The sequence below is a fragment of the Nocardia sp. NPDC041819 genome, from assembly GCF_055590505.1.
Window position 1 is genome coordinate 807,246 of record NZ_JBVJAP010000002.1, and the last position, 23,348, is coordinate 830,593.

Consider the following 23,348-nt stretch of genomic DNA (forward strand, 5'->3'; position numbering starts at 1 on the left):
AGCGGACAGCTTGCGCGGGCACGCCGGGGTGCATGTGGCATGAAGCTTCAGCAGGCCCTGCGCGTGCTTCTCATCGACGGGCCAGTTGCTGTCCTCGCAATAGTCCTGGATCCAGCTGCGCCGCGGCGTCATCGCTGCTGCTCGCGGTCGATTCGGTCCATGACCTCACGGAACGGCACGCGCTCGTCCGGATCGTCACCAAACTCGAGTAGCCACGGCAGCACCCAGAACAGCAGGATCAGCAAGCCGCCTACAGCGGCCATGACGATCAAGGTGACAGCGAGTTCGGTCACTCCGGAACCCCCTTGCATTGTGGTGTGGTTGGTGGCACCCGGCGCCGAGGAGTTCGGGGCTCGACCCGGCGCTGGGTGCTACAGAAAGTGTGTTCTGCGGGGACCGCTGCGAATCGCCACAACATGTGGCAGCGTTGAAGCATGGATGAGATGGGGGTCGGAGGACGGACCGCCAGGGCGCGCAAGCTGGCGCGGCTCACACAAACTCAGCTTGCGCACAAGGCAAACGTGTCGCTGTCCCTGCTACGCAAGGTCGAACAGGGTGACCGCCCGGCCTCGCCCGCGTTCATCGCTGCCGTCGCTCGCGTACTGGGGCTGAATGTCGCCGATCTGACCGGACAGCCCTACATCCAGGACCGCACCGACACCGCGGCGCACGCCGCGATTCCCGAACTTCGGCGCGCCATCCTCGCGTTCAACGACGAACCCCTCGCCGGGCCAACCACATTCGAGGAACTGACCGACGCTGTCGACCGCGTACGGGAGGGGATGCGCCGGGCTCACTACTCGGAGCTGACCGCCGACCTTCCCGACGCCATCCGGGGCCTGCACATGCTCGCCGACGACGAGCACTCCAGCCGCCATCGGGAAGCAATCCACTCCACCCTCGCCTACGCCTACAGCAAGGCCATGCTGTTCGCCTACCAATACGGCTACCTCGACCTGGCAGGGCTCGCCGCGGAACGCTGCGGGTGGGCGGCCGAACGCAGCGGCGACCCGATTTGGCCGATCGCTGCCGAGTACAACCGTGCCCTGGTCTTGCTGTCCTCCGGTGCCTATGTCGGAGGATTGCGGACGATTGAACGCGCCCACACCGCCAGCGAGCAACTGGCTACGACGCCTGATCTGCTCGCGGTGCGCGGCGCACTGCACCTGCGCGGGGCCATCCTCTCGGCTCGAGCACTCGATAGCGACGCCGCGGACTCGCACATACAGGAGGCTCGCGGTATCGCCGCGGCGATCGGTGCGGACAAGTACCGCAACTATGGAACCGGGTTCCGACCGTCGAACGTCGACATCCACTCCGTTGCCGTACCCGTTGAACTATCCGATGGAACCACGGCCGTGGCTCGCGCCGAGCAGATCCGCCTGCCCACGTCGGTGGCGCCGTCGCGCGCCGGGCATCACTGGATCGACGTGTCCCGCGCCTGGCTGCTCCATGGGGACAAGGACCGCGCGCTCGCCGGTCTGGACCAGGCGCGACGGATCGCGCCGGAGCTGACGCGCAACCACCCCCAGGTGCACGAGACAGTGCGGGTGCTCGCCAACGCACGGCGCGGCACCGACCAACTCGCCCGGTTCGCCAAGTGGGCCAACATCAAGATCTGACTTGATCGACGCCTACGACCGACACCGGACGTGGACCGCTCAACACCACGAAGGCCCGCAACCGATTCGTCTGGTTGACCTTCTCTGTTCTGGTGAGCGTGTCCCAACTTGTCACAATTCCGTTCGTACGGGGGAATCCGAGAGAGTGCGCCAGAGTGGGAAACTCCAGCTCACTGGACCTGCCCGTACGGGCTTGCACCCACCCGCACACCTCTCCCTCATCCTCGAGGATGATCCAACTCGGCACTATTTACCGACGCGCGCGGCCGCGATTTGCGGAATGCTGGGCGCATGATCGAACTGAGAGGCCTGACCAAGCACTACGGGCAGACCGTAGCGGTGCAGGATCTGTCCTTCACCGTTCGACCCGGCCAAGTGACGGGATTCCTGGGGCCCAACGGTGCGGGCAAGTCGACCACCATGCGGATGATCCTCGGGTTGGACAAGCCCACCGCGGGCACCGCGCTGATCAAGGGCAAGCCGTACCACGAACTGGACCATCCGCTGCGCACCGTCGGCGCGCTGTTGGATGCCAAGTGGGTGCACCCGAACCGGTCGGCGCGCGCCCATCTGGAGTGGATGGCCGCGTCCAACGACATCGCCAAGTCCCGAGTGGAGGAGGTGCTGCGGCTGGTCGGCCTTTCGGAGGTGGCGGGCAAGACGGCGGGCGGTTTCTCGCTGGGCATGTCGCAGCGCCTCGGCCTGGCCGGGGCGCTGCTGGGCGACCCCGAGGTGCTGCTGTTCGACGAGCCGGTGAACGGCCTGGACCCGGAGGGCATCCTGTGGATCCGCCGGTTCATGCAGCGGCTGGCCGCCGAGGGCCGCACGGTACTGGTCTCCAGCCACCTGCTGTCGGAGATGGCGCAGACCGCCGAGCACCTGGTGGTCATCGGGCGCGGCAAGCTCATCTCGGACTCGACCACGCAGGAGTTCATCGAACGCGCCTCCGAGCAGTCGGTGCGGGTGCGCAGCCCGCAGCTCGACCAGCTGCGCAGCGTGCTCACCTCGAACGGGATGACCGTCCGCGAGGACGGCGCGGGCGCCGACGGCCCCGCGCTCATGGTGGCGGGCGTGGCCAGTGACGCGGTCGGCAAGCTGGCCGGCGAGCACAACATCACGCTGTTCGAGCTGGCCCCGCAGCGCGCGTCGCTGGAAGAGGCGTTCATGCGGATGACCGGTGGCGCCGTGCAGTACCACGGCGAAGGCTTCGACCCGACGGGAGCGTCGGGCCCGGACGCGGCGGCTCGCGTAACCGCGGACGGCGGCTCCTACACAGCGATGGGAGGTGCGCTCTGATGGGCGTGCTGGCAGCGGAACGAATCAAGCTCACCTCCACCAGGTCGCCCTGGTGGTGTTCGGCGATCGTCGTCGTCCTCGCGCTCGGGATGGCCGCGCTGCTCGCCTCGGTGGCGCGCGCGTCCTACGGCAAGGAGGGCGCGATCGACCTGACCGTCTCCACCGCGGTGGCCGGGATCAGCGGCTTCGGCGTGATGGTCCTGATGATCATGGCGACCTTGACCGTGACCAGCGAATATCGCTTCGGCCTCATCCGGACGACGTTCCAGGCGACGCCGCACCGGGCCAAGGTCGTCGCGACCAAGGCCGGGTTGGTCGGCGGCTACGGCGCGGTACTGACCCTCGTCCTGGTGTTCCTCGCCTACCTGGTGGCCAAGGCGCTGAGCGGACCGGACGCGGGCGCGGCCCTCACGCTGTCCAGCCCGGAGGACTGGCGCGAGGTCTACGGCATCCCGATCTACGTGTTCCTGTGCGTCCTGCTCGCCATCGGCGTCGGCGTGCTGGTGCGGCAGTCCGCCGCCGCGATCTCGCTGATCGTGCTGTGGCCGCTGCTCATCGAGGGGCTGCTCGGAGCGTTCGGCAGCTTCGGCCGCAACGTGACCCCGTTCCTGCCGTTCGCGAACGCGAACCGCTTCTTCAGCGCCTCCGCGTCCACGGCGAACTGGCACTGGGGGCCGTGGGGCAGCCTGCTGTACTTCACCGTCTTCGTCGCGATCGTCTTCGGCGCGGCCTTGGTCGTGGTGAACCAGCGCGACGCGTGACGCATGCGGCGAGGCCGCTCGACCACCCGAGTCGCCATCCCTCGCCACTCGGGTCGGCGGGGCGCCGACCTTGTCGGGAGGTCCGGCGCTCCGTCCACCGCCCGCCACTGCCCGGCGGACGGTGCGTCGATCGGCCCGGCGCGAATGCTCGCGCCGGGCCGATCGTGCGTGTGAACATCGCGGAAACTATGTCCATGCCGCTTCCGAGACCCCTTCTCGGCCGAGTAGCCTCGGTTCAGCAACCAGCTCGTTATCCAACGCGGAGCCCGTCGACGTGCTCGCTGTGTTCGTCGCGGAGGTGAGAGATGGCGATGATCGGTAACCTGCCGACGTCAGATCGGCTGAGATACTCTCGGGGCGTGAATGAAACACCTTCCGGCGGCCCCGAGTCGGGGCCGGGGCCGGAGGCCGATGGAGGCGTACCGCCCGAGGTGGTCATTCCGTTGGAGCCGTCCGATGGGATCGATCCTTCCCGCCGTTCCGGCAGATTCCGTCGCGGGCAGCTGTCCGCCCTGGTGAACGCCGCGAATCAGCGGGCTGATCTGATCGGCGCGCTGCGCAGGGCGCGCCAGCAGCTGCCGGGGGACCCGGCATTCGGCGATCCGCTGTCGGTTTCCGGGCCCGGTGGCGCGCGGGCGGTCGCGCGCGCGGCGGACAAGCTGGTCGGCGACGCCCCGAGCGCGGCGCGCGAAATCGGTTTCGGGGCCTTGCAGGTCTGGCAGGCCGCGCTGGAACGGATGGGACGGGGTAGAGGTAGCCAGGAAATAACTGTCATGTTCACCGACCTGGTGGCCTTCTCGCGCTGGTCGCTGTCGGCCGGTGACGAGGCCACCCTCGAACTGTTGCGCAAGGTGGCCAAGGCCATCGAGCCGCCGATCGCCGAACGCGGCGGTCAGGTGGTCAAGCGCATGGGCGACGGCGTGATGGCGGTGTTCCCCTCGGCGGACCGGGCGATACGCGCCGCGGTGACCGCCAAGCGCAACCTGGCCGACGTGCAGGTGCGCGGCTACACCCCCAACATGCGGATCGGTTTGCACACCGGTTCCCCGCGCGAGATCGGGGGTGACTGGCTCGGGGTGGACGTCACGATCGCGGCCCGGGTGATGGAGGCCGGTGGAAACGGCAACACCATGCTGTCGGAGGCCACGCTGCTGGGGTTGCGGCCGGAGACGCTGGCGGAGCTGGGTTTGACGGTCAAGCAGTATCGCCGCGGCCTGTTCGCGGCTCCCCTCAGCGGCGTCCCCGATGACCTGCGGATCTTCCGGCTGTCCAAGGGCTAACCGAGCCACCAGGTCAGCGCGCCGCCCGCCGCGAGAACGGCGCAGACGGCCAGCGCGATCGACAGCGGCCGGGCCGTCTTCCAGGTGGTGTAGGCGCCGCCGAGCAGGAACCCCGCCAGGGCGAACAGAACGATCACGGTGACGTCGCTGGACACGTGCCCATCTTGCTCCGGCCCGCTCGACCACCGCTGTGCGGGTGGGGATCGTTCAGGGTGCAATTAACAAGCACGCATGCTTGCTTTTTTCTGGCCCGGGTGTGATGCTGGTCGCGGAACGCGGACTTCACGGGTGCGGCATGCGGCCCATCCTGACGGTTCGCCGTACAGGAGGCATTCCCGCTGATGAGTATGCTGGCCGCCGACCCGGACGTGCTCCGGATCGGAAACTGTTCCGGCTTCTACGGTGATCGGCTCGGCGCCATGCGCGAGATGCTGGACGGTGGCCCGATCGACGTGCTCACCGGCGACTATCTCGCCGAGCTGACCATGCTGATCCTCGGCCGGGACCGCATGAAGGACCCGGACCTCGGCTACGCCAAGACCTTCGTCAAGCAGATCGAGGAATGCCTCGGGCTCGCGCTGGAACGCAACGTGCGCATCGTGACCAACGCGGGCGGCCTGAACCCGGCCGGCTTGGCGGCGAAGCTGCGCAAGGTGGCCGCCGACCTCGGGCTGGACGCGAAGATCGCGCATGTGGAGGGTGACGACCTCCTCGCCCGCGCCGGTGACCTCGGTTTCGGCGCGCCGCTGACCGCCAACGCCTACCTCGGCGCCTGGGGCATCGTCGAATGCCTGAACGCGGGCGCGGACATCGTGGTCACCGGCCGGGTCACCGACGCGTCGGTGATCGTCGGTCCGGCCGCCGCGCACTTCGGCTGGGGCCGAACGGATTACGACCGGCTGGCCGGCGCGGTGGTGGCCGGGCACGTGATCGAGTGCGGCACCCAGGCCACCGGCGGCAACTACGCCTTCTTCACCGAACTCGCCGATCTGGGCAGGCCGGGCTTCCCGATCGCGGAGATCCGCGCCGACGGCAGCAGCGTCATCACCAAGCACGCGGGCACCGGCGGGGCGGTCACGGTCGACACCGTCGAGGCCCAGTTGATGTACGAGATCCAGGGCCCCCGCTACGCCGGACCCGACGTGACCTCCCGCCTGGACACCATCCGGCTCGACCAGGACGGCCCGGACCGGGTGCGGATCAGCGGCGTCACCGGCGAGGCCCCGCCGCCCCGGCTCAAGGTCTCGCTGAACACGCTCGGCGGCTTCCGCAACGAGATGGAGTTCGTGCTCACCGGGCTGGACATCGAGGCGAAAGCCGAACTCGCGCAACGACAGCTGGAATCCTGGCTGCCGACCAGGCCCGCCGAGCTGACCTGGACGCTGGCCCGCCTGGACCGGCCGGACGCGCAGACCGAGGAGCAGGCCAGCGCGCTGCTGCGCTGCGTGGTCCGCGACCCGGACCCGAACAAGGTCGGGCGCGCCTTCTCCAACGTCGCGGTGGAACTGGCGCTGGCCAGCTATCCCGGATGCAGCTTCACGACCCTGCCCGGCAATGGATCGCCCTACGGCGTGTTCACGCCCGGGTTCGTCGACGCCGCGGAGGTCCCGCACACAGCGGTGCTGCCCGACGGCACCCGCGTCGGCGTGCCGCCGTCCGCCGAAACGGCCGAACTCGCCGCGCTCGCCGAGCCGCCCGCCCCGGAAGCGCTGCCCGCCGGGGAGACCCGCCGCGCGGCGCTGGGGACGATCGCGCTGGCCCGCAGCGGCGACAAAGGCGGTGACGCGAATATCGGCGTGTGGGTCCGCACCGACGAACAATGGCGCTGGCTGGTGCACACCCTCACCGTGGCGCGCGTCAAAGAACTTCTGCCGGAGACCGCTTCGCTGACGGTCACCCGGCATGTGCTGCCCAATCTGCGGGCGCTGAACTTCATCATCGAAGGCCTGCTCGGTCAGGGCGTGGCCTATCAGGCCCGCTTCGACCCGCAGGCCAAGGGACTCGGCGAATGGCTGCGGTCTCGTCACCTCGACATTCCAGTGGAGCTGCTGTCATGACGAAACTCTGGGAAACGCCGGAACGACGCGAATTGCGAGCCACGGTCCGTGGCTTCGTGGAACGCGAGATCCTGCCCTACCTGGACGGCTGGGAGCGCGCCGGGGAGATCCCGCGCGAGCTGCACAAGAAGGCGGGCGCGCTCGGCCTGCTCGGCGTGCAGTTCCCGGAATCCGCGGGCGGTTCCGGCGGCGACGGCGTGGACGCGATGATCGTCTGCGAGGAGATGCATCAGGCCGGGGCGTCCGGCGGACTGTTCGCGTCGCTGTTCACCTGCGGCATCTCCGTTCCGCACATCATCGCCTCGGGCAACGCCGAGCAGATCGAGCGGTGGGTGCGGCCGACGCTGGCGGGCGAGAAGATCGGTTCGCTCGCGATCACCGAACCCGGCGGCGGATCGGATGTCGGACACCTCACCACCACCGCGCGTCGCGACGGCGATCACTACATCGTCAACGGCGCCAAGACCTACATCACCTCCGGCGTCCGCGCCGACTTCGTGGTCACCGCGGTGCGCACCGGGGGGCCGGGCTCGGGCGGCATCTCGTTGCTCATCGTCGACAAGAACACGCCGGGCTTCACGGTCAGCCGCAAGCTGGACAAGATGGGCTGGCTGGCCTCCGACACCGCCGAGTTGTCCTACGTCGACGTCCGGGTGCCGGTGGAGAACCTGGTCGGCCCGGAGAACTCCGGCTTCTTCCAGATCGCGGGCGCGTTCGTCAGCGAGCGCGTCGGCCTCGCGGTGCAGGCGTACTCCAGCGCGCAGCGGTGCCTGGACCTGACCCTGGAGTGGGTACGCAACCGGGAGACCTTCGGGCGTCCGCTGATCAGCAGGCAGGCGGTGCAGAACACGGTCACCGAGATGGCTCGGCGCATCGACGTCGCCCGCGTCTACACCCGTGATGTGGTGCAGCGCAGCGCCGAAGGCGAGACCGACCTGATCGCCGAGGTGTGCTTCGCGAAGAACACCGCCGTCGAGGCGGGCGAGTGGGTGGCCAACCAGGCCGTCCAGTTGTTCGGCGGTCTCGGCTACATGCGCGAATCGGAGATCGAACGCCAGTACCGGGATATGCGCATCCTCGGCATCGGCGGCGGCACGACCGAAATCCTCACCGGACTGGCGGCGAAGCGATTGGGGTATCAGTCATGACCATTCTGCGCAGCACCCTGGACACCGCGGCGCCCGAGTACGAAGCCGCCGCCGACGCGATGACGGCCAAGCTCGCGGAGGTGGAGGCCGAGTTCGCCAAGGCCATCGCGGGCGGCGGACCGGACAAGCTGGCCCGGCACCGCAAGCGCGGCAAGCTCACCGCGCGTGAGCGCATCGAACTGCTCGTCGACGAGGACTCGCCGTTCCTGGAACTGTGCCCGCTGGCGGGCTGGGGCAGTGAATTCCACGTCGGCGCCAGCACCATCGCCGGGATCGGCATCGTGGAGGGCGTCGAGTGCATGATCGTCGCGCCCGACCCGACCGTGCGCGGCGGCACCTCCAACCCGTGGACGCTGCGCAAGACGTTGCGCATCAACGACATCGTGCGGGAGAACCGGCTGCCGGTGATCTCGCTGGTGGAATCCGGCGGCGCCGACCTGCCCACGCAGAAGGAGGTGTTCGTCCCCGGCGGCCGGATGTTCCGCGACCTCACCCAGGCGTCGGCGGCGGGCATCCCGACCATCGCGTTGGTGTTCGGCAACTCCACCGCGGGCGGCGCCTACATTCCCGGCATGTCCGATCACGTGGTGATGATCAAGGAGCGCTCCAAGGTGTTCCTCGGCGGCCCGCCGCTGGTCAAGATGGCCACCGGTGAGGAGTCCGACGACGAATCCCTCGGCGGCGCCGACATGCACGCGCGGGTCTCCGGTCTCGCGGATTATTACGCGCTGGACGAGCAGGACGCGATCCGCATCGGACGCTCCATCGTCAAGCGGCTGAACTGGCGCAAGCAGGGCCCGGCTCCGCGCGCCGAGGTGATCGAGCCGCTGCACGACCCGGAGGATCTGCTCGGCATCGTGCCGTCGGACCTGAAGATCCCGTTCGACCCGCGCGAGGTGATCGCCCGCATCGTGGACGGTTCGGACTTCGACGAGTTCAAGCCGCTCTACGGCAGCAGCCTGGTCACCGGATGGGCCGAACTGCACGGCTATCCGGTGGGCATCCTGGCCAACGCGCGCGGCGTGCTGTTCTCCGAGGAATCACAGAAGGCCACCCAGTTCATCCAGCTGGCCAACAAGACGAACACGCCACTGCTGTTCCTGCACAACACCACCGGTTACATGGTGGGCAAGGAGTACGAGCAGAAGGGCATCATCAAGCACGGCGCGATGATGATCAACGCGGTCTCCAATTCGAAGGTGCCGCACATCTCGGTGCTGATGGGTTCGTCCTACGGGGCGGGCCACTACGGCATGTGCGGCCGTGCCTACGACCCGCGTTTCGTCTTCGCCTGGCCCAGCGCGAAATCCGCCGTGATGGGCGGCGCGCAGCTGGCGGGCGTCATCTCGATCGTCGGCCGGGCCGCCGCCGAGGCCAAGGGCCTGCCGTTCGACGAGGAGGCCGACGCCGGGATGCGCGCCATGGTGGAGGCGCAGATCGAGGCCGAATCGCTGGCGATGTTCATGTCAGGGCGGCTCTACGACGACGGCGTCATCGACCCGCGCGACACCCGCACCGTGTTGGGAATGTCCCTGTCGGCCATTCACAATGCCCCGATCAAAGGCGCCGACGGCTTCGGCGTCTTCCGAATGTGAGGCCGGATATGACTGCATCGCACGGCGATTCGAATACGGGTGGGCAGATCATGAACGTTCTCGTCGCCAACCGTGGCGAGATCGCCCGCCGGGTCTTCGCCACCTGCCGCCGGATGGGTCTTGGCAGCGTCGCGGTGTACTCCGACGCGGATGCCGCCGCGCCGCACGTCACCGAGGCGGACGCCGCGGTGCGGCTGCCCGGCAACACGCCCGCCGAAACCTATCTGCGCGGTGAACTGATCATCGAGGCCGCGCTGGCCGCGGGCGCCGACGCCATCCACCCCGGCTACGGGTTCCTCTCCGAGAACGCCGATTTCGCCAAGGCCGTGCTCGACGCCGGGCTGGTCTGGATCGGCCCGCCGGTCGAGGCGATCGAGCAGATGGGCTCGAAGGTCGCCTCGAAGAAGATGATGGACGCCGCCGGAGTGCCGGTGCTGGCCGAGCTGGACCCGGCCGAGGTCACCGAGTCCCACCTCCCGGTGCTGATCAAGGCGTCCGCGGGCGGCGGCGGGCGCGGTATGCGGGTGGTGCGCGAGCTGGCCGATCTGACCTCGCAGATCGAGGCCGCACGTCGCGAGGCGGAATCCGCCTTCGGCGATCCGACGGTCTTCTGCGAGCGCTACCTGGAGACCGGCAGGCACATCGAGGTCCAGGTGATGGCCGACACGCACGGCGCCATCTGGGCGGTGGGCGAGCGCGAGTGCTCCATCCAGCGTCGCCACCAGAAGGTGATCGAGGAGGCGCCGTCGCCGCTGGTGGAACGCACCGAAGGCATGCGGGAGCGGCTGTTCGAGGCGGCGCGCCTCGCGGCGGGCGCGATCGGCTACACCGGCGCGGGCACCGTGGAGTTCCTCGCCGACGAGCAGGGCGAATTCTTCTTCCTCGAGATGAACACCCGCCTGCAAGTGGAGCATCCGGTCACCGAGTGCACCACCGGCCTGGACCTGGTCCGGCTGCAACTGGACGTCGCCGCGGGCGGCGCGCTGCCCGCCGAACCGCCCGCGATGCGCGGACACTCGATCGAGGTGCGGCTCTACGCCGAGGACCCGGCGCAGGACTGGCAGCCGCAGAGCGGAACCGTGCACCGGATCGACATACCCTCGGTGCGCACCGAATTCGATCTGCTGGACCGGCCGGGCGTGCGCCTGGACACGGGCGTCGTGGACGGTTCGGTGGTCGGCGTGCACTACGACCCGATGCTGGCCAAGGTCATCTCCTACGCCGAGACGCGCGGCGAAGCGGCCCGCTTGCTGGCCGCGGCCCTGCACCGCGCCAAGATCCACGGCCTGGTCACCAACCGCGACCTGCTGGTGCGCGTGCTGCGTCATCCGGCCTTCCTGGCCGGTGACACCGACACCGCGTTCTTCGCCACGCACGGGCTGGACGTCCTCGCCGCGCCGCTGGTGTCGGCGTCCGACGAGGCGCTGTCCGTCGTGGCGGCGGCACTCGCCGAGGCCGCCGCCAACCGTGGCCGCGCGCGGGTGGGCGGCGGGCTGCCCAGCGGGTGGCGGAACCTGCCGTCGCAGTCGCAGCGCAAGTCGTACGAGAGCCGCGCGACCGGGACGCACGAGGTGGGATACCGCTTCGGCCGGACCGGCGTCACCGTGGACGGTCACGACGGTCTGGAACTCGTCGAGTCGGCTCCCGATCGTGTCGTGCTGTCGGTTCCGGGCGAACGCGGCCCGGTGCGCAGGCGATTCGAGGTCGCCCGCTACGGCGACCAGGTCTATGTCGACTCGCCGCTCGGCCCGGTGGCGCTGCGCCGGGTGCCGCGCTTCAGCGACCCCGCCGACCAGGTGGCCACCGGCTCGCTGCTGGCGCCCATGCCGGGCAGCGTGATCCGGCTCGGCGCCGAGGTCGGCAGCCAGGTCGAACAAGGTCAGCCGATTCTGTGGCTGGAGGCGATGAAGATGGAGCACACCATCGCCGCGCCCGCCGCGGGCGTGCTCAGCGCCGTGAACGTCACCGTCGGCCAGCAGGTCGACGTCGGCGCCGTGCTCGCGGTCGTCGAACCCGTGGAAACCCAGGAGAACTGATGAGCCACAATCGCGCAGCGCTCATCGAGCCGACGGGGTGCGGGAGCACCCGCAAGATACAGGAGAACTGATGAGCTTCATCGAAACCGACGAGCAGAAGGCGCTGCGGGCCGCCGTCGCCGCGCTGGCCGCGAAGTACAACTACCGCGACTACGTGCTGCCCAAGGCGCGCAAGAACGAGCCGCTGGACGAATTGTGGCAGGAGGCGGGCAAACTCGGCTTCCTCGGAGTGAACCTGCCCGAGGAGTACGGTGGCGGCGGCGCGGGCATGTACGAGCTGTCGCTGGTGATGGAGGAGCTGTCCGCGCAGGGAGCGGGCCTGCTGCTCATGGTGGTCTCCCCGGCCATCTGCGGCACCATCATCACCAAGTACGGCACCGACGAGCAGAAGCAGGAGTGGCTGCCCAAGCTCGCCGACGGCTCCGGCAAGATGGTCTTCGGCATCACCGAGCCGGACGCCGGCTCCAACTCCCATCAGATCACCACCACCGCGCGCCGCGACGGCGACGACTGGATCCTCAACGGCCGCAAGATCTTCATCTCCGGCGTCGACCAGGCCGAGGCCGTGCTGATCGTGTCCCGCACCGAAGACCACAAGACCGGCAAGCTCAAGCCCGCCCTGTTCATCGTGCCGACCGACGCCGAAGGCTTCACCAAGACGGCGCAGGAGATGGACATCATCGAGCCCGACCACCAGTACAGCCTGTTCCTCGACGACGTCCGGCTGCCCTCCTCCGCGCTGGTCGGCAAGGAGGACGCGGCGTTGATGCAGCTGTTCGCGGGCCTCAACCCGGAGCGCATCATGGGCGCGGCCATGGCGATCGGCCTGGCCCGCTACGCCATCGATCGCGCCGTGGAATACGCCAAGGAGCGCACGGTGTGGAAGACGCCGATCGGTGCGCACCAGGGCATCTCGCATCCGCTCGCCCAGGTGAAGGTCGAACTGGAGCTGGCGAAGCTGATGATGCAGAAGGCCGCGACCCTGTACGACACGGGCGACGAGATGGGCGCCGCCGAGGCCGCCAACATGGCGAAATACGCGGCGGCGGAGGCCAGCATCAAGGCGCTCGACCAGGCCATCCAGACCCACGGCGGCTCCGGCCTGACCAGGGACGTCGGGCTGGCCGCGATGCTCGCCGCCGCGCGCATCGGCCGCATCGCGCCGGTCAGCCGGGAAATGGTCCTGAACTTCGTCGCCCAGTACTCGCTGGGCCTGCCGAAGTCGTACTGAGAGGACGCCGCATGACCGAGACGGCTCCGTTCATCCGCTACGAGGTGAGCGACGGCGTCGCGACGCTCACCTTCGATTCGCCGCACAACCGCAACGCGCTGTCGTCCAAGCTGGTCGCCGAGTTGCTGCGCGGGCTCGACGACGCGGCCGCCGACGACGCGGTGCGCGTCGTCGTGCTCGCGCACACCGGCAACACCTTCTGCGCGGGCGCTGATCTCAGCGAGGCCAGTGACGCCGATCCGGCCGTGGCCGCCGACGAGCGCACCCGGGTCATGATCGGCGTGCTGCGCAGGCTGGTGGAGATTCCGAAGCCGGTGATCGCGCGGATCGACGGCAACGTGCGGGCAGGCGGCATGGGCATCGTGGCGGGCTGCGACCTCGTCGTGGCCGGACCGGCCAGCAGTTTCGCGCTCACCGAGGTGCGCATCGGGCTGGCGCCGTTCATGATCTCGCTGACCCTGCTGCCCAGGCTCAGCCCGCGCGCGGCCGGCCGGTACTACCTGACCGGCGAGAAGTTCGACGCCGCAGTGGCCGAGGAGATCGGCCTGGTCACCGTCACCGCCGACGACCCGGCGGCCGAGGTGGCGCGGCTGTGCGCGGAGGTGCGCAAGGGCTCCCCGCAGGGGCTGGCGGAGGCAAAGCGACTGGTCAACGCGGGCATCCTCGCCGAGTTCGACGCCTCCGCCGAAGAACTCGCGCGGCGTTCGGCGAGCTTCTTCGGCACCCCCGAGGTGCACGAGGGCATGCTGGCCTTTTTGCAGCGCCGCCCGCCGAGCTGGGCAGAATGACGACCATGGCGACACCCCACGAACCCAAGCAGGACCGCAGCCGCGCCACCCGGCAGCGCCTGCTCGAGGCGACCATCGACTGCCTGGCCGAGATGGGCTGGGCGGCCGCGACGGTCGCCGTGGTCGCCGAACGGGCCGGGGTGTCGCGTGGCGCGGCGCAGCATCACTTTCCCACCAGGGAGGATCTGATCACCGCCGCGCTGGAGTACATGTTCGACACGCGCAGCGGGCAGGCGGTGCAGGAAGCCGCGACGCTGACGGAGCTGGGTGACGGCCTGGCCCGCACCGAGGCGGTGGTGGCGGGGCTGGTCGAGTCCTACACCAGCCCGTTGTTCAAGGCGGCGCTGCAAGTCTGGACGCACGCCGCCGCCGACCCGGTGTTGCGGGAGCGGATCGTCCCGCTGGAGGCCCGCTTCGGGCGGGCCTCGCACCGCCGCGCGGTCGAAGCCCTGGGTGTGGACGACTCGGACCCGGTCACCCACCATTTGGTGCAGGCGACCCTGGACATGGCGCGCGGTCTCGGCCTCGCCGACGTTCTCACCGACGATTCGGCCCGCCGTAAGCGGATAGTCGAACAGTGGGCGGCCACGCTTCACGCCGCCTTGCACGCCTCCCGCTGAACCCGAGCCCGCGACCGGGCCGGGCGCGGGGGCTCGAGTGCCGGTCTCGGTACCCTGTATCACTACCTACGTAGTATTCGAAGGGTGTCCACCAAACGCGACCTCGTCTTGGACGCGGCGATCGACCTGCTGGGATCCCGCGGTACCCGCGCGCTCACCCACCGCGCGGTCGACGAGGCCGCGGGCATGCCCGCCGGATCGGCGTCCAATTACTTCCGCACCCGGGAAGCGCTGCTGATCGGTATCACCGAGCGCCTCGAGGCGCGCGACTACGCGGATTGGGAGGTGCTCACGCGGCAGCCCGCGCCCGGCACGATCGACGAACTCGTCGAGGGCATGGCCGCGTTCGTCGTGCACGCCGTGCGCGCCGACCGAATGCGCACCCTGGCCCGCTATGCCCTGTTCCTGGAAGCGCAGTGCGTTCCCGCGCTACGCGAGACCATCCGCCGAGGACATCTGCGGCTGACCGAATGGACCGCGACGCTGCTGGCGGGAATCGGCGCGGATCGGGCGGATGCGCGGATCCTGGTCGACCAAATCGACGGGATCATCCTGCATCAGCTGGTGAACCCGGTAGCGGACTTCGATCCACGCCCCGCGCTGGACCGGCTGATGCGCGCGCTGGCCGCCGGGAGCGATTGACCTGCGGCGCTCGCCGAGCGGCCTGCGCATCGCGACGCGCCGCACGCCGCGCTGCTCAGCACAGACCTTGCTGCTCGAGCCTTCCCGAATCGATGGCGTAGGAGGAGGCTCCGATCGCGGCGCCGATCAGGCCGACGATGATCGCGCCGGGAATCGCGCCGACGAAGAAGACGGGCAGGCCGACGAGCGCGCCGATGGCGGCGCCGATCGCCGCGCCGATTCCCGTGCGCAGTTCGATGGTGTCGCCGGGCGGCAGGCATGCCTTGATGTAGGTCACCTGCGGGGGTTCGCCGGTCGCCGCGACGACCGATTCGGCTCGGTCGGCGGGAGCCGCCGATGCGGTGGCGGCGAATCCGACGGTGAGCGCGGTTGCGACCAGTGCGCTGACCACCGTCACGGTCAGCTTCATAAAAGCGTTCAACTGTTTCCCTGAAAGTTCGCGGTGGACACGTCAGCTGATGGTCCGGCTACCGGCCCGGAGCCGTCACGCGTCCGATCATCATCGCTGGAGTTTTGCGGGATGCCAAGAGCGGGCGCTCGAATCATCGGCGCCGGTCGCATGTTCGACGTTCCACCGCTGTGCGCCCGCGCGCATCGCGGGATCGTGACCAGGGAAGGTGACTGCGCACAACGCGATCCGCACCGGCGCCGAGGTATGGCGCCGGTGCGGATGCGGTGTTCAGCGGGCGCAGGGGTCGCGCTGAACACCGGGAGGCGATGCGGCCCCGGGGAATGCAGGGCGACAGGACCGCATCGCGCGGTTTCAGTGGGTGGCGGTCAGGTCGTACACAGTGACCCCGTCCACCTGGGTGGCGGTGAAGTTCTCCTGGACCCACTGCGTGATCTGGGCGCTGGGGGAGGAGTCGGACGAACCCGGCCCGCCGCGTCCGCCGCCGACGAAGTAATGGATCTTCCCTTCGGCGACATATTGCTTGAACTGCTCCAGCGTCGGCGAGGGGTCGCTGCCGTTGAAGCCGCCGATGGGCATCACGGGCAGTTCGGTGGCCAGCTGCAAGCCCGCGGCGCTGTTCGAGCCGATGGCCGCGGCCACCCAGGTGTAGTCGCCGCCGTTCTGCTCGAGCAGGGACACGACCTGGGCGCTGGGTTCGCTCGCCCCGAGCAGACCGCCGATTCCGCCGCCGTTGGGGCCGGGACCGCCGTCTCCGGGCGCGCCCTGCGTCGCGGCGGTGCCCTGCGGGGCCTGCCCGCCGGGCAGCGTTCCCGGCGGGAACATCGTGCCGTCGCCAGGTGGGTTGCCCTGCGGTGCGGTACCGGGCGGCGTACCCGCGCCGTCGGGGAGCTGCCCGTCGCCAGGCATCCGGCCGCCGGGTGCATTGCCCGGTTGCGGAATGCGGCCGTCCGATGTCGCGCCTCCCGGCGAACGCCCATCCGGCGGCGTACCGCCCGGAACCTGTCCGGCTCCATCGCGGCCGGTGGTCCCGGTTCCATCCGGCATGCGGCGATTCATCCCCGGCATTCCCTCACCCCACGGTGGCCGACCACGCATCGCGACGTTCGGCCCGGCCGAAGGAATCGAACCCGCGTGCGGCGTCGCGATCGTGTCGACGGCGTAGGCGACCGGTCCGGCGAGGAAGGTGAACGCCACGGCCAGCGCCGACGCCACGGCGAGCTTGCGCGGCGCGGGCACGAGCACGGCGAGCGTCGCGATCACGCCGACGACCAGCACCGTCCAGCGCAGCCACGACTGCCATTCCGCACTGCGGGACAACAGCATCCAGGCGGTTGCCGTGGTGAGACCCACCGCGAGCGCCGACGTAAGCCGCACCCACAGCCGGTGCCGTCCCCGCCACGACAGCACCGCACCCGCGCCGACGAGCGCGGCGATGGCCGGAGCCAGGGCCACGGTGTAGTACTGGTGGAAGATGCCGGCCATGAAGCTGAAGACCAGCCCGGTCCCCAGCAGCCATCCGCCCCAGAGGACGAGCGAGGCGCGCTGTGGATCGGTGCGAGCGGCTCTGCCGCGCAGCAGGATTCCCACGACGAGCGCGACCAGCGCGGCGGGGATCAGCCACGCGATCTGACCGCCTTGCGCCGGTTCGAACATCCGCGTGATGCCGGTGCTTCCCCACATGCCGTTGCCGCCCGGCGGAAGGTCGCCGCCCGGTCCGACGCTGCCGCGCTCGTTGCCATTGAGCCTGCCGAGCCCGTTGTAGCCGAGGGTGAGTTCCAGGATCGAGTTGTCGTGCGAGCCGCCGATCCACGGACGTGACGAGGCGGGCCACAGTTCGACCGCCAGCAACCACCAGCCCGCGGTCACCACCATCGCGGCCGCGGCGGCGAAGAGTTGCAGGATGCGCTTGCCGAGTTTCGGCGGGCCCGCGATCGAGTAGGTCAGCGCGAGCGCCGGAACCACCAGCAGCACCTGCAATTGCTTGGTGAGAAAACCGAAGCCGATCAGCACGCCGGTCGAGACCAGCCAGCGCCAGCGGCCGTCCTCCACCGCCCGCGTCATCGCCCAGGCGGCCGCGACCATCAGGAACACCAGCAGCGCCTCGGGATTGTTGAACCGGAACATCAGCGCCGCGACGGGCGTCACCGCCAGCGCCAACCCGGCGAGCAATCCGGCCGCGGGCCCGAACGGCCTGCGCACCGTCGCCCACAGCAGTGCCACACTGGCCACCCCGAGCAGCACCTCCGGCACCAGGATGCTCCAGCTGCTCAGCCCGAAGGCCCGCACCGACAGCTCCATCAGCCACAGTGAGGCGGGCGGTTTGTCCACGGTGATCGAGTTCGCCGCGTCGGAGGACCCGAAGAAGAACGCCTTCCACGAGACCGACCCCGCCTGTACCGCGGCCGAGTAGAACGAATTCGCCCAACCGTTGGCGCTCAGGTTGCACAGATACGCCACCGCCGTGCCGATCAGTAGCGCCGCCAGCGCCGGATACTCCCAGTTCCGGCGCGGCCTCGGCCGCGGTTCGGTCGCGGCGGGTCGCGCGGTGAGCGTCGCCGTCATCAACGGTCTCCCTCGGCGGTGCTTCCGGCGGCGGCGAGAGCCGGCGCGCTCCGCGCGCCGTCGCCTCCGCTGTCGCGGAACACCCAGCGCAGCCCGACGAACCGCAACAGCGTCGCTACCAGATTGGCCACCACCAGGACGAACAGCTCCAGGTGCACCGAGGCGTCCGGCGCCCACCGATGCAGCGCGAACAACGATCCGCTGGTGAGCGCCAAGCCGATGCCGAAGATCACCAGCCCTTGGAACTGATGCGACACGGCTCCGTTCGACCCGCGCACGCCGAAGGTGAAGGCCCGGTTGGCGGCGGTATTGCCCACCGCCGTGATCAGCAGCGCGGCGAAGTTCGCCACCTGCGCGCCGGCGAGCGGCTGCAACAGCACGTAGAGCAGCAGATAGGCCAGCGTGCTCAGCACGCCGACGATCGCGAACCGCACGAGTTGCCCGACCATGCCCAGCGGCACTCCCGGCACCAGCGGTTCCCGGCCCACCGACCGGCGCAGTTCCTCGAGCGGCAGCGTGCCGGTGGCCAGCGCCCGCCCGAGCCGCCAGATGCCGAGCAGGTCCTTGCGCGCGGTGTCGATGATGTCGACGCGGCTGTCCGGATCATCGATCCAGTCCACCGGAACCTCGTGGATGCGCAGCCCCGCCCGCTCGGCGAGCACCAGCAATTCGGTGTCGAAGAACCACTCGCCGTCGTGCACCAGCGGCAGCAGGCGGCGCGCCACGTCGGTGCGCATGGCCTTGAAGCCGCACTGGGCGTCGGAGAAGTGCGCGCGCAGCGAGGCTTTCAGCAGGAGGTTGTAGCAGCGCGAGATGATCTCGCGCTTGGGCCCGCGCACCACCCTGGACGCGGCATCGAGCCGGGTGCCGATGGCCAGGTCGGAATGCCCGGTGATCAGCGGTGCGACCAGGGGCAGCAGCGCGTTCAAGTCGGTGGACAGGTCGACGTCCATATAGGCGACCACCTGCGCGTCGGAGCGTTCCCACACCGCTCGCAGCGCCCGCCCGCGTCCCTTGGCGGACAGGTGCACCACCCGTACGTCGTCCAGTTCTTCGGCGAGCAGCTGGGCGACCTGTAGCGTGTCGTCGGTGCTCGCGTTGTCGGCGACCGTGATGCGCGCCGGGAAGGGGAACCCGTCGCGCAGGTAGGCGTGCAGTCTGCGGACGCACACGCCGAGGTCGGCTTCTTCGTTGTAGACGGGTATCACCACGTCCAGCACGGGCGCACCCGTGGTCTCGGTCCGTTCCGCCGCCGCGACGGTCAAGGTCTCGGTCATGCGAACAACATTCGACGGCTACGCTGCCACGGCGCTGGGCCTCAGCTGTGAGGTTCCTGGGGGTGCCGCCCGAGCCGGATCACGCCATGGGCGGGCCCCGTAGCGTACGGTCGATGACAGCGGGACCATTCAGGTTCTCCGAGCAAAGGACCACGTTTGTCCGACAAATCTCCGCGCAGTTCGATGTCCAAGAAATCCGGGAAGTCCCTGAAGGAAAAGCGAGCGGAGAAGAAGGCCAAGACCGCGGGTGACAGCGGCGCTGGTTCCAGCAAACACTGACCGGTGGGACGGGACCCGGCCGACGGCCGGGTCTCCATACCCGGGTGGACAGGTAGCATCCGGATTCGTGATGCTCAGCGGCCGGACGGAAGACGACCCGCCGCGCAAACGTGTGGACGCGCGCACCGAGCGTTGGCGCGAGCATCGCAGGAAGGTGCGCGAAGAATTCGTCGACGCGGCTTTCCGCGCGCTCGACAAGTTCGGCCCCGCGGTCAGCATGGGCGATATCGCCAAGGAGGCGGGCGCCGCCAAACCGAAGCTGTATCGCCATTTCGAAGACAAGACCGACCTCTACAACGCGATCGTCGACCGGGTGCGCGACATGCTCTGGGAACAGATCATGACCAGTTTCGACCTGACCGGCGACTCGGCCGCTGACCTGGTGCGCCGCGCCGCGTCCGAATACGCGCAGGTGGTGTCGCGGCAGCCGAACGTCTTCCGGTTCATGCTGCACAGCCACTTCACGCAACGCTCCGACGACGCCGACCGCGCGCTGCAATCGGCCCGGCAGTCCGCCCACCGCGCCGCCGAACTGTTCGCCGGTGCCGTGGACGAGGAGTCGGTGCGGGTCGCGAGCGCGGAACTGGTGATCTATTCGATCTTCGGTGCGGTGGCCTCGGCCACCGATTGGTGGCTGGGGGTGAACCGGGTGGAGCCGCCCGCCATGCCGGTCGAGCAGTTCGCCGCCTATCTGAGCGAGATCATCTTCGCGCTCGTGGCGGCCAGCGCTCGGCTGCACGGCATCGCGATCGCAGCCGATCTTCCACTGCACCGCGCCTTTTCCGCTCTGTGACCGCCAGCGCCCCCCGGGCCGGGCGCCGAGGTCTTCGCCGCATCCACGCCGAACGTCGTTGTTCCGATCGCCTCGCCGTTGAAGCCATCCGTGTCGGCGACGTCTTCAGTATCGCAGCGCCCACCGACAGGAAATGGCGTGCGCCGAGCGGTTGCCCCGCTCAGTTTCCATGCAATCGCCACAGCGGGGACACCGGCCCGTGGCCCGCGCCCAGATCGTAGGACGCGGCCAGGCAGCGGTAGGTCCACTCCTTGGCGAACTCGATCGCTTCGGGCACCGAATAGCCGTGGGCCAGCGCGCAGGCGGTCGCGGCGGCCAGCGTGTCGCCGCCGCCGTGGTCGTTGCCGGTCGCGATGCGCGGGGCGGTGAACTCGAGGAACCGCTCGCCGTCGAACAGCAGGTCGGTGCTGTACTCGGAGGAACGCAGGTGCCCGCCCTTCACGACCGCCCACTGCGGCCCCAGCTTGTGCAGCGCCTCGGCGGCGCGCCGCGCCGAATCCTCGTCTTCGACGTCGATACCCGTGAGCAGGCGGACCTCGTCCAGGTTCGGTGTCACCACGGTGGCGAGCGGGATCAGGGTGCCGCGCAGCGCGTCGAGCGCCTCTGCGTGCAACAGCGGATCGCCGTGCATCGAGGCCGCGACCGGATCGACGACCAGCGGAATGTCGCCGTCGCGACCGATGCCGACCTCCTGGCACACCGCCGCCACCGCCTCGATGATCGCGGTGGAGGCGAGCATGCCGGTCTTCGCGGCGCCGACGCCGATGTCCGTGGTCACCGAGCGCACCTGGTCGGCGACGACCTGCGGCGGAATCTCGTGAAAGCCGCTGACGCCCACAGTGTTCTGCACGGTCACCGCCGCGACGGCCACCAGTGCGTGCACACCGCACAGCGCCATGGTGCGGGTATCGGCTTGGATTCCGGCGCCTCCGCCGGAATCGGTACCGGCGATGGTGAGCGCCCGGACGGGGGTCTGCCCCTCGGCGGGCAATGGCAGCAGTTTCACGACACAAACCCTACGGCGACCCGGTCCGGTGGCCACCGGCAACCAGAACCCGCGCGCGGATAGCAAAAATGAAAATCGTTATCATTAATGTCATGGACTCCGACCTGCTTCCCGTCACCGTGCTGTCCGGCTTCCTCGGTGCGGGCAAGACGACGCTGCTCAACCACATCCTGGCCAACCGGGAGGGCCGCCGGGTGGCGGTCATCGTCAACGACATGAGCGAGGTCAACATCGACGTCGCGCTGGTCGCCGGCCAGGGCCACCTGGACCGCACCGAGGAGAAGCTGGTCGAGCTGACCAACGGCTGCATCTGCTGCACCCTGCGCGAGGACCTGATCGAAGCCGTGGCCCGGCTCGCTCGCGAAGGCCGCTTCGATCAATTGGTGATCGAATCGACCGGCATCTCCGAGCCGATGCCGGTGGCCGCGACGTTCGACTGGGAATTCGAGGACGGCTTCCGGCTCGATGACGTCGCTCGGCTGGACACCATGGTGACCGTGGTCGACGCTTCGACCTTCCTCGCGGAGGTGGCGCGCGGGCAGGCGCTGGCGGAGCGGAACCTGCAAGCGGGCGACGGCGACGCGCGCACCATCGCCGACCTGCTGGTGGATCAGGTCGAGTTCGCCGACGTCCTGCTGGTCAACAAGACCGACCTGGTCGGCGCGGCCGCGGCGGGGGCGGTGGAGGCGACGGTGCGCCGCATGAACCCGCGCGCCCACGTGCTGCGCACCAGCAACGGCGTGGTCGATCTGGCCGAGGTTCTGGACACCGGCCGCTATGACCCGGTGGTCGCCGCGGAGGCCGAGGGCTGGGCGGAGGAGCTCGCCGGTGGGCACACGCCGGAGACCGAGGAGTACGGCATTCGCAGCCTCACCTACACCGCCGATCGGCCGTTCCATCCGCTGCGCCTCTCGGCCGCGCTGGAGCAGTTGCGAGGGCTCCTGCGCAGCAAAGGATTCTGCTGGATCGCGAGCCGGTCGACGCTGGCCGCGGTGTGGTCGCAAGCGGGGCCGAACCTGGTCTTCGAACCCGCCGCCTGGTGGTCGTCGCTGGAAGTGCCGCCGGGGCAGGAGATCGTCTTCATCGGGATAAAGCTGGATTGCGACAAGGTGCGCTCGCTACTGGATGGCGCCCTGCTCACCGACGCGGAGTTCGCCGAGGGGCCGGGCGCGTGGGCCGAGTATCCCGATCCCTTCCCGGCGTGGGGGGAACTGCACGAGCACGCCTGAAGATCGCGGCCCATGCTCCCGGCTTCGGGGCATGGGCCGCTGCCGTGCCACCGCATGGGCGCGCTCAGTTCGAGATTCCGGGCGCCTGGCGGAGGTAAGTCGTGTCGGTCAGTTGCTCGATCATGAAGTCGGCGATGTCGGCACGGGCGATCTTCAGGCTCAGACCGCGCTCGTCCGCCGGGAATCCGCGCCGGTAGCTGCCGGTGGCCGGTCCGTCGGTGAACGCGCTCGGTCGCACTATCGTCCAGTCCAGGTCGCTGGCCAGGACGTATTCCTCCTGCCGGACGTGATCGGCATAGGCAGGGCGCAGCAGCAACCCGAACATCACGTACTTCCACAGGAAGTTCAGGTTGCCCCGGCTGTCGCCGACGCCGAGGGTCGTCTGGCAGATCAGGCGCTTGACGCCCGTGCGATTCATCGCGTCGATGACCGCCGCGGTGCCGCCCGCCCGGACCACGCCGTTGCGCCCGTTGCCGAGCGAGATCAGCACCGCGTCCTGCCCCTGCACCGCTCGCCGCACCGAATTCGTGTCCAGCACATCGCCTTCCACCACGCGCAGCCGGTCGTGCCGCTGCGTGACGCTCGCGGCGCTGCGGGTGAAGGCCGTCACCTCGTGGCCCTCCCGCAGTGCCTGCTCGACGACGAGACGGCCGACGGTCCCGGTGGCTCCGAAGACTGCGATTTTCATGGTTTTCTCTCCTGTTTCGAAAGCTG

General features: G+C 69.3%; 22 protein-coding genes. 15 read left to right on the forward strand and 7 right to left on the reverse strand.

All coding sequences use genetic code 11. The features are described from left to right. Positions 1-128: 128 nt before the first annotated feature. Positions 129-293 carry a hypothetical protein gene (locus ACZ6DL_RS10435; RefSeq protein WP_466050245.1) on the reverse strand — a complete coding sequence of 55 codons (165 nt, stop codon included), beginning with the start codon at positions 291-293 and terminating at the stop codon, positions 129-131. A 141-nt stretch (positions 294-434) separates the two neighbouring features. On the opposite strand from ACZ6DL_RS10435, the gene ACZ6DL_RS10440 reads away from it, so the two are divergent. From ACZ6DL_RS10440 to ACZ6DL_RS10455, 4 genes are all read left to right on the forward strand, one after another. Next, positions 435-1,622, forward strand: a complete 1,188-nt coding sequence (locus ACZ6DL_RS10440; protein WP_466050246.1) for a helix-turn-helix domain-containing protein — start codon at positions 435-437, stop codon at positions 1,620-1,622. Between the two features lie 291 nt (positions 1,623-1,913). Then, entirely contained in the window at positions 1,914-2,918 is a 1,005-nt protein-coding gene (locus ACZ6DL_RS10445; RefSeq protein ID WP_466050247.1) for an ABC transporter ATP-binding protein, read from the forward strand. Next, positions 2,918-3,679: an ABC transporter permease gene (locus tag ACZ6DL_RS10450; RefSeq protein WP_466050248.1), complete on the forward strand. Its 762-nt coding sequence runs from the start codon at positions 2,918-2,920 to the stop codon at positions 3,677-3,679. The genes ACZ6DL_RS10445 and ACZ6DL_RS10450 overlap by 1 nt, the downstream gene beginning before the upstream one ends. A gap of 359 nt (positions 3,680-4,038) precedes the next feature. Next, positions 4,039-4,959, forward strand: a complete 921-nt coding sequence (locus ACZ6DL_RS10455; protein ID WP_466050249.1) for an adenylate/guanylate cyclase domain-containing protein — start codon at positions 4,039-4,041, stop codon at positions 4,957-4,959. Here ACZ6DL_RS10455 and ACZ6DL_RS10460 read toward each other — a convergent pair. Then, positions 4,956-5,114, reverse strand: coding sequence for a hypothetical protein (locus ACZ6DL_RS10460; RefSeq protein ID WP_466050250.1), 159 nt, complete (start codon positions 5,112-5,114; stop codon positions 4,956-4,958). The two genes, ACZ6DL_RS10455 and ACZ6DL_RS10460, sit on opposite strands and share 4 nt — an antisense overlap. Positions 5,115-5,300: 186 nt before the next feature. Between ACZ6DL_RS10460 and ACZ6DL_RS10465 the strand changes: the two genes are divergently transcribed. The 8 genes from ACZ6DL_RS10465 (at position 5,301) to ACZ6DL_RS10500 (ending at position 15,076) form a co-directional block, all read left to right on the forward strand. Next, positions 5,301-7,016, forward strand: coding sequence for an acyclic terpene utilization AtuA family protein (locus ACZ6DL_RS10465; protein ID WP_466050251.1), 1,716 nt, complete (start codon positions 5,301-5,303; stop codon positions 7,014-7,016). Beyond that, positions 7,013-8,164: an acyl-CoA dehydrogenase family protein gene (locus ACZ6DL_RS10470; RefSeq protein ID WP_466050252.1), complete on the forward strand. Its 1,152-nt coding sequence runs from the start codon at positions 7,013-7,015 to the stop codon at positions 8,162-8,164. Before ACZ6DL_RS10465 ends, ACZ6DL_RS10470 begins: the two co-directional genes overlap by 4 nt. Next, positions 8,161-9,759: an acyl-CoA carboxylase subunit beta gene (locus ACZ6DL_RS10475; RefSeq protein ID WP_466050253.1), complete on the forward strand. Its 1,599-nt coding sequence runs from the start codon at positions 8,161-8,163 to the stop codon at positions 9,757-9,759. Before ACZ6DL_RS10470 ends, ACZ6DL_RS10475 begins: the two co-directional genes overlap by 4 nt. Positions 9,760-9,767: 8 nt before the next feature. Continuing rightward, a complete protein-coding gene (locus ACZ6DL_RS10480) occupies positions 9,768-11,795 on the forward strand; it encodes an acetyl/propionyl/methylcrotonyl-CoA carboxylase subunit alpha (RefSeq protein WP_466050254.1) in 2,028 nt (675 codons plus the stop codon). Between the two features lie 70 nt (positions 11,796-11,865). Continuing rightward, positions 11,866-13,026, forward strand: coding sequence for an acyl-CoA dehydrogenase family protein (locus ACZ6DL_RS10485; protein WP_396982963.1), 1,161 nt, complete (start codon positions 11,866-11,868; stop codon positions 13,024-13,026). A gap of 11 nt (positions 13,027-13,037) precedes the next feature. Then, positions 13,038-13,814: an enoyl-CoA hydratase family protein gene (locus tag ACZ6DL_RS10490; protein WP_466050255.1), complete on the forward strand. Its 777-nt coding sequence runs from the start codon at positions 13,038-13,040 to the stop codon at positions 13,812-13,814. A 5-nt stretch (positions 13,815-13,819) separates the two neighbouring features. Then, entirely contained in the window at positions 13,820-14,434 is a 615-nt protein-coding gene (locus ACZ6DL_RS10495) for a TetR/AcrR family transcriptional regulator (RefSeq protein WP_357122630.1), read from the forward strand. Positions 14,435-14,518: 84 nt separating this feature from the next. After that, on the forward strand, positions 14,519-15,076 hold the full coding sequence (locus tag ACZ6DL_RS10500; RefSeq protein WP_466050256.1) for a TetR/AcrR family transcriptional regulator: 558 nt from the start codon (positions 14,519-14,521) through the stop codon (positions 15,074-15,076). Positions 15,077-15,131: 55 nt separating this feature from the next. Here the strand turns inward: ACZ6DL_RS10500 and ACZ6DL_RS10505 are convergent, their stop codons facing one another. From ACZ6DL_RS10505 to ACZ6DL_RS10515, 3 genes are all read right to left on the reverse strand, one after another. Then, on the reverse strand, positions 15,132-15,497 hold the full coding sequence (locus ACZ6DL_RS10505) for a hypothetical protein (RefSeq protein ID WP_466050257.1): 366 nt from the start codon (positions 15,495-15,497) through the stop codon (positions 15,132-15,134). A 342-nt stretch (positions 15,498-15,839) separates the two neighbouring features. Then, positions 15,840-18,050 carry a glycosyltransferase family 39 protein gene (locus ACZ6DL_RS10510; protein WP_466050258.1) on the reverse strand — a complete coding sequence of 737 codons (2,211 nt, stop codon included), beginning with the start codon at positions 18,048-18,050 and terminating at the stop codon, positions 15,840-15,842. After that, a complete protein-coding gene (locus ACZ6DL_RS10515) occupies positions 18,050-19,327 on the reverse strand; it encodes a bifunctional glycosyltransferase family 2/GtrA family protein (protein ID WP_466050259.1) in 1,278 nt (425 codons plus the stop codon). Before ACZ6DL_RS10515 ends, ACZ6DL_RS10510 begins: the two co-directional genes overlap by 1 nt. A gap of 156 nt (positions 19,328-19,483) precedes the next feature. Here ACZ6DL_RS10515 and ACZ6DL_RS10520 point away from each other — a divergent pair, with 156 nt between their 5' ends. Continuing rightward, positions 19,484-19,606, forward strand: a complete 123-nt coding sequence (locus ACZ6DL_RS10520; protein ID WP_281032571.1) for a hypothetical protein — start codon at positions 19,484-19,486, stop codon at positions 19,604-19,606. A 70-nt stretch (positions 19,607-19,676) separates the two neighbouring features. After that, positions 19,677-20,399 carry a TetR/AcrR family transcriptional regulator gene (locus tag ACZ6DL_RS10525; protein WP_466050502.1) on the forward strand — a complete coding sequence of 241 codons (723 nt, stop codon included), beginning with the start codon at positions 19,677-19,679 and terminating at the stop codon, positions 20,397-20,399. Between the two features lie 160 nt (positions 20,400-20,559). On the opposite strand, the gene thiD is transcribed toward ACZ6DL_RS10525, so the two are convergent. Next, entirely contained in the window at positions 20,560-21,405 is an 846-nt protein-coding gene (gene thiD / locus ACZ6DL_RS10530; protein WP_466050260.1) for a bifunctional hydroxymethylpyrimidine kinase/phosphomethylpyrimidine kinase, read from the reverse strand. Positions 21,406-21,497: 92 nt separating this feature from the next. Between thiD and ACZ6DL_RS10535 the strand changes: the two genes are divergently transcribed. Next, positions 21,498-22,634 (forward strand): GTP-binding protein, encoded by a 1,137-nt coding sequence (locus ACZ6DL_RS10535; protein WP_466050261.1) that lies wholly within the window; start codon positions 21,498-21,500, stop codon positions 22,632-22,634. A gap of 64 nt (positions 22,635-22,698) precedes the next feature. Here the strand turns inward: ACZ6DL_RS10535 and ACZ6DL_RS10540 are convergent, their stop codons facing one another. After that, on the reverse strand, positions 22,699-23,322 hold the full coding sequence (locus ACZ6DL_RS10540; protein WP_466050262.1) for an NAD(P)-dependent oxidoreductase: 624 nt from the start codon (positions 23,320-23,322) through the stop codon (positions 22,699-22,701). Positions 23,323-23,348: the final 26 nt, after the last annotated feature.

Coding starts and splice junctions, on each gene's coding strand:
- ACZ6DL_RS10440 (WP_466050246.1), top strand. CDS start 435: ATGGATGAGATGGGGGTCGGAGGACGGACCGCCAGGGCGCGCAAGCTG.
- ACZ6DL_RS10445 (WP_466050247.1), top strand. CDS start 1,914: ATGATCGAACTGAGAGGCCTGACCAAGCACTACGGGCAGACCGTAGCG.
- ACZ6DL_RS10450 (WP_466050248.1), top strand. CDS start 2,918: ATGGGCGTGCTGGCAGCGGAACGAATCAAGCTCACCTCCACCAGGTCG.
- ACZ6DL_RS10465 (WP_466050251.1), top strand. CDS start 5,301: ATGAGTATGCTGGCCGCCGACCCGGACGTGCTCCGGATCGGAAACTGT.
- ACZ6DL_RS10470 (WP_466050252.1), top strand. CDS start 7,013: ATGACGAAACTCTGGGAAACGCCGGAACGACGCGAATTGCGAGCCACG.
- ACZ6DL_RS10475 (WP_466050253.1), top strand. CDS start 8,161: ATGACCATTCTGCGCAGCACCCTGGACACCGCGGCGCCCGAGTACGAA.
- ACZ6DL_RS10480 (WP_466050254.1), top strand. CDS start 9,768: ATGACTGCATCGCACGGCGATTCGAATACGGGTGGGCAGATCATGAAC.
- ACZ6DL_RS10485 (WP_396982963.1), top strand. CDS start 11,866: ATGAGCTTCATCGAAACCGACGAGCAGAAGGCGCTGCGGGCCGCCGTC.
- ACZ6DL_RS10490 (WP_466050255.1), top strand. CDS start 13,038: ATGACCGAGACGGCTCCGTTCATCCGCTACGAGGTGAGCGACGGCGTC.
- ACZ6DL_RS10495 (WP_357122630.1), top strand. CDS start 13,820: ATGGCGACACCCCACGAACCCAAGCAGGACCGCAGCCGCGCCACCCGG.
- ACZ6DL_RS10510 (WP_466050258.1), bottom strand. CDS start 18,050: ATGACGGCGACGCTCACCGCGCGACCCGCCGCGACCGAACCGCGGCCG.
- ACZ6DL_RS10515 (WP_466050259.1), bottom strand. CDS start 19,327: ATGACCGAGACCTTGACCGTCGCGGCGGCGGAACGGACCGAGACCACG.
- ACZ6DL_RS10525 (WP_466050502.1), top strand. CDS start 19,677: ATGCTCAGCGGCCGGACGGAAGACGACCCGCCGCGCAAACGTGTGGAC.
- ACZ6DL_RS10535 (WP_466050261.1), top strand. CDS start 21,498: ATGGACTCCGACCTGCTTCCCGTCACCGTGCTGTCCGGCTTCCTCGGT.
- ACZ6DL_RS10540 (WP_466050262.1), bottom strand. CDS start 23,322: ATGAAAATCGCAGTCTTCGGAGCCACCGGGACCGTCGGCCGTCTCGTC.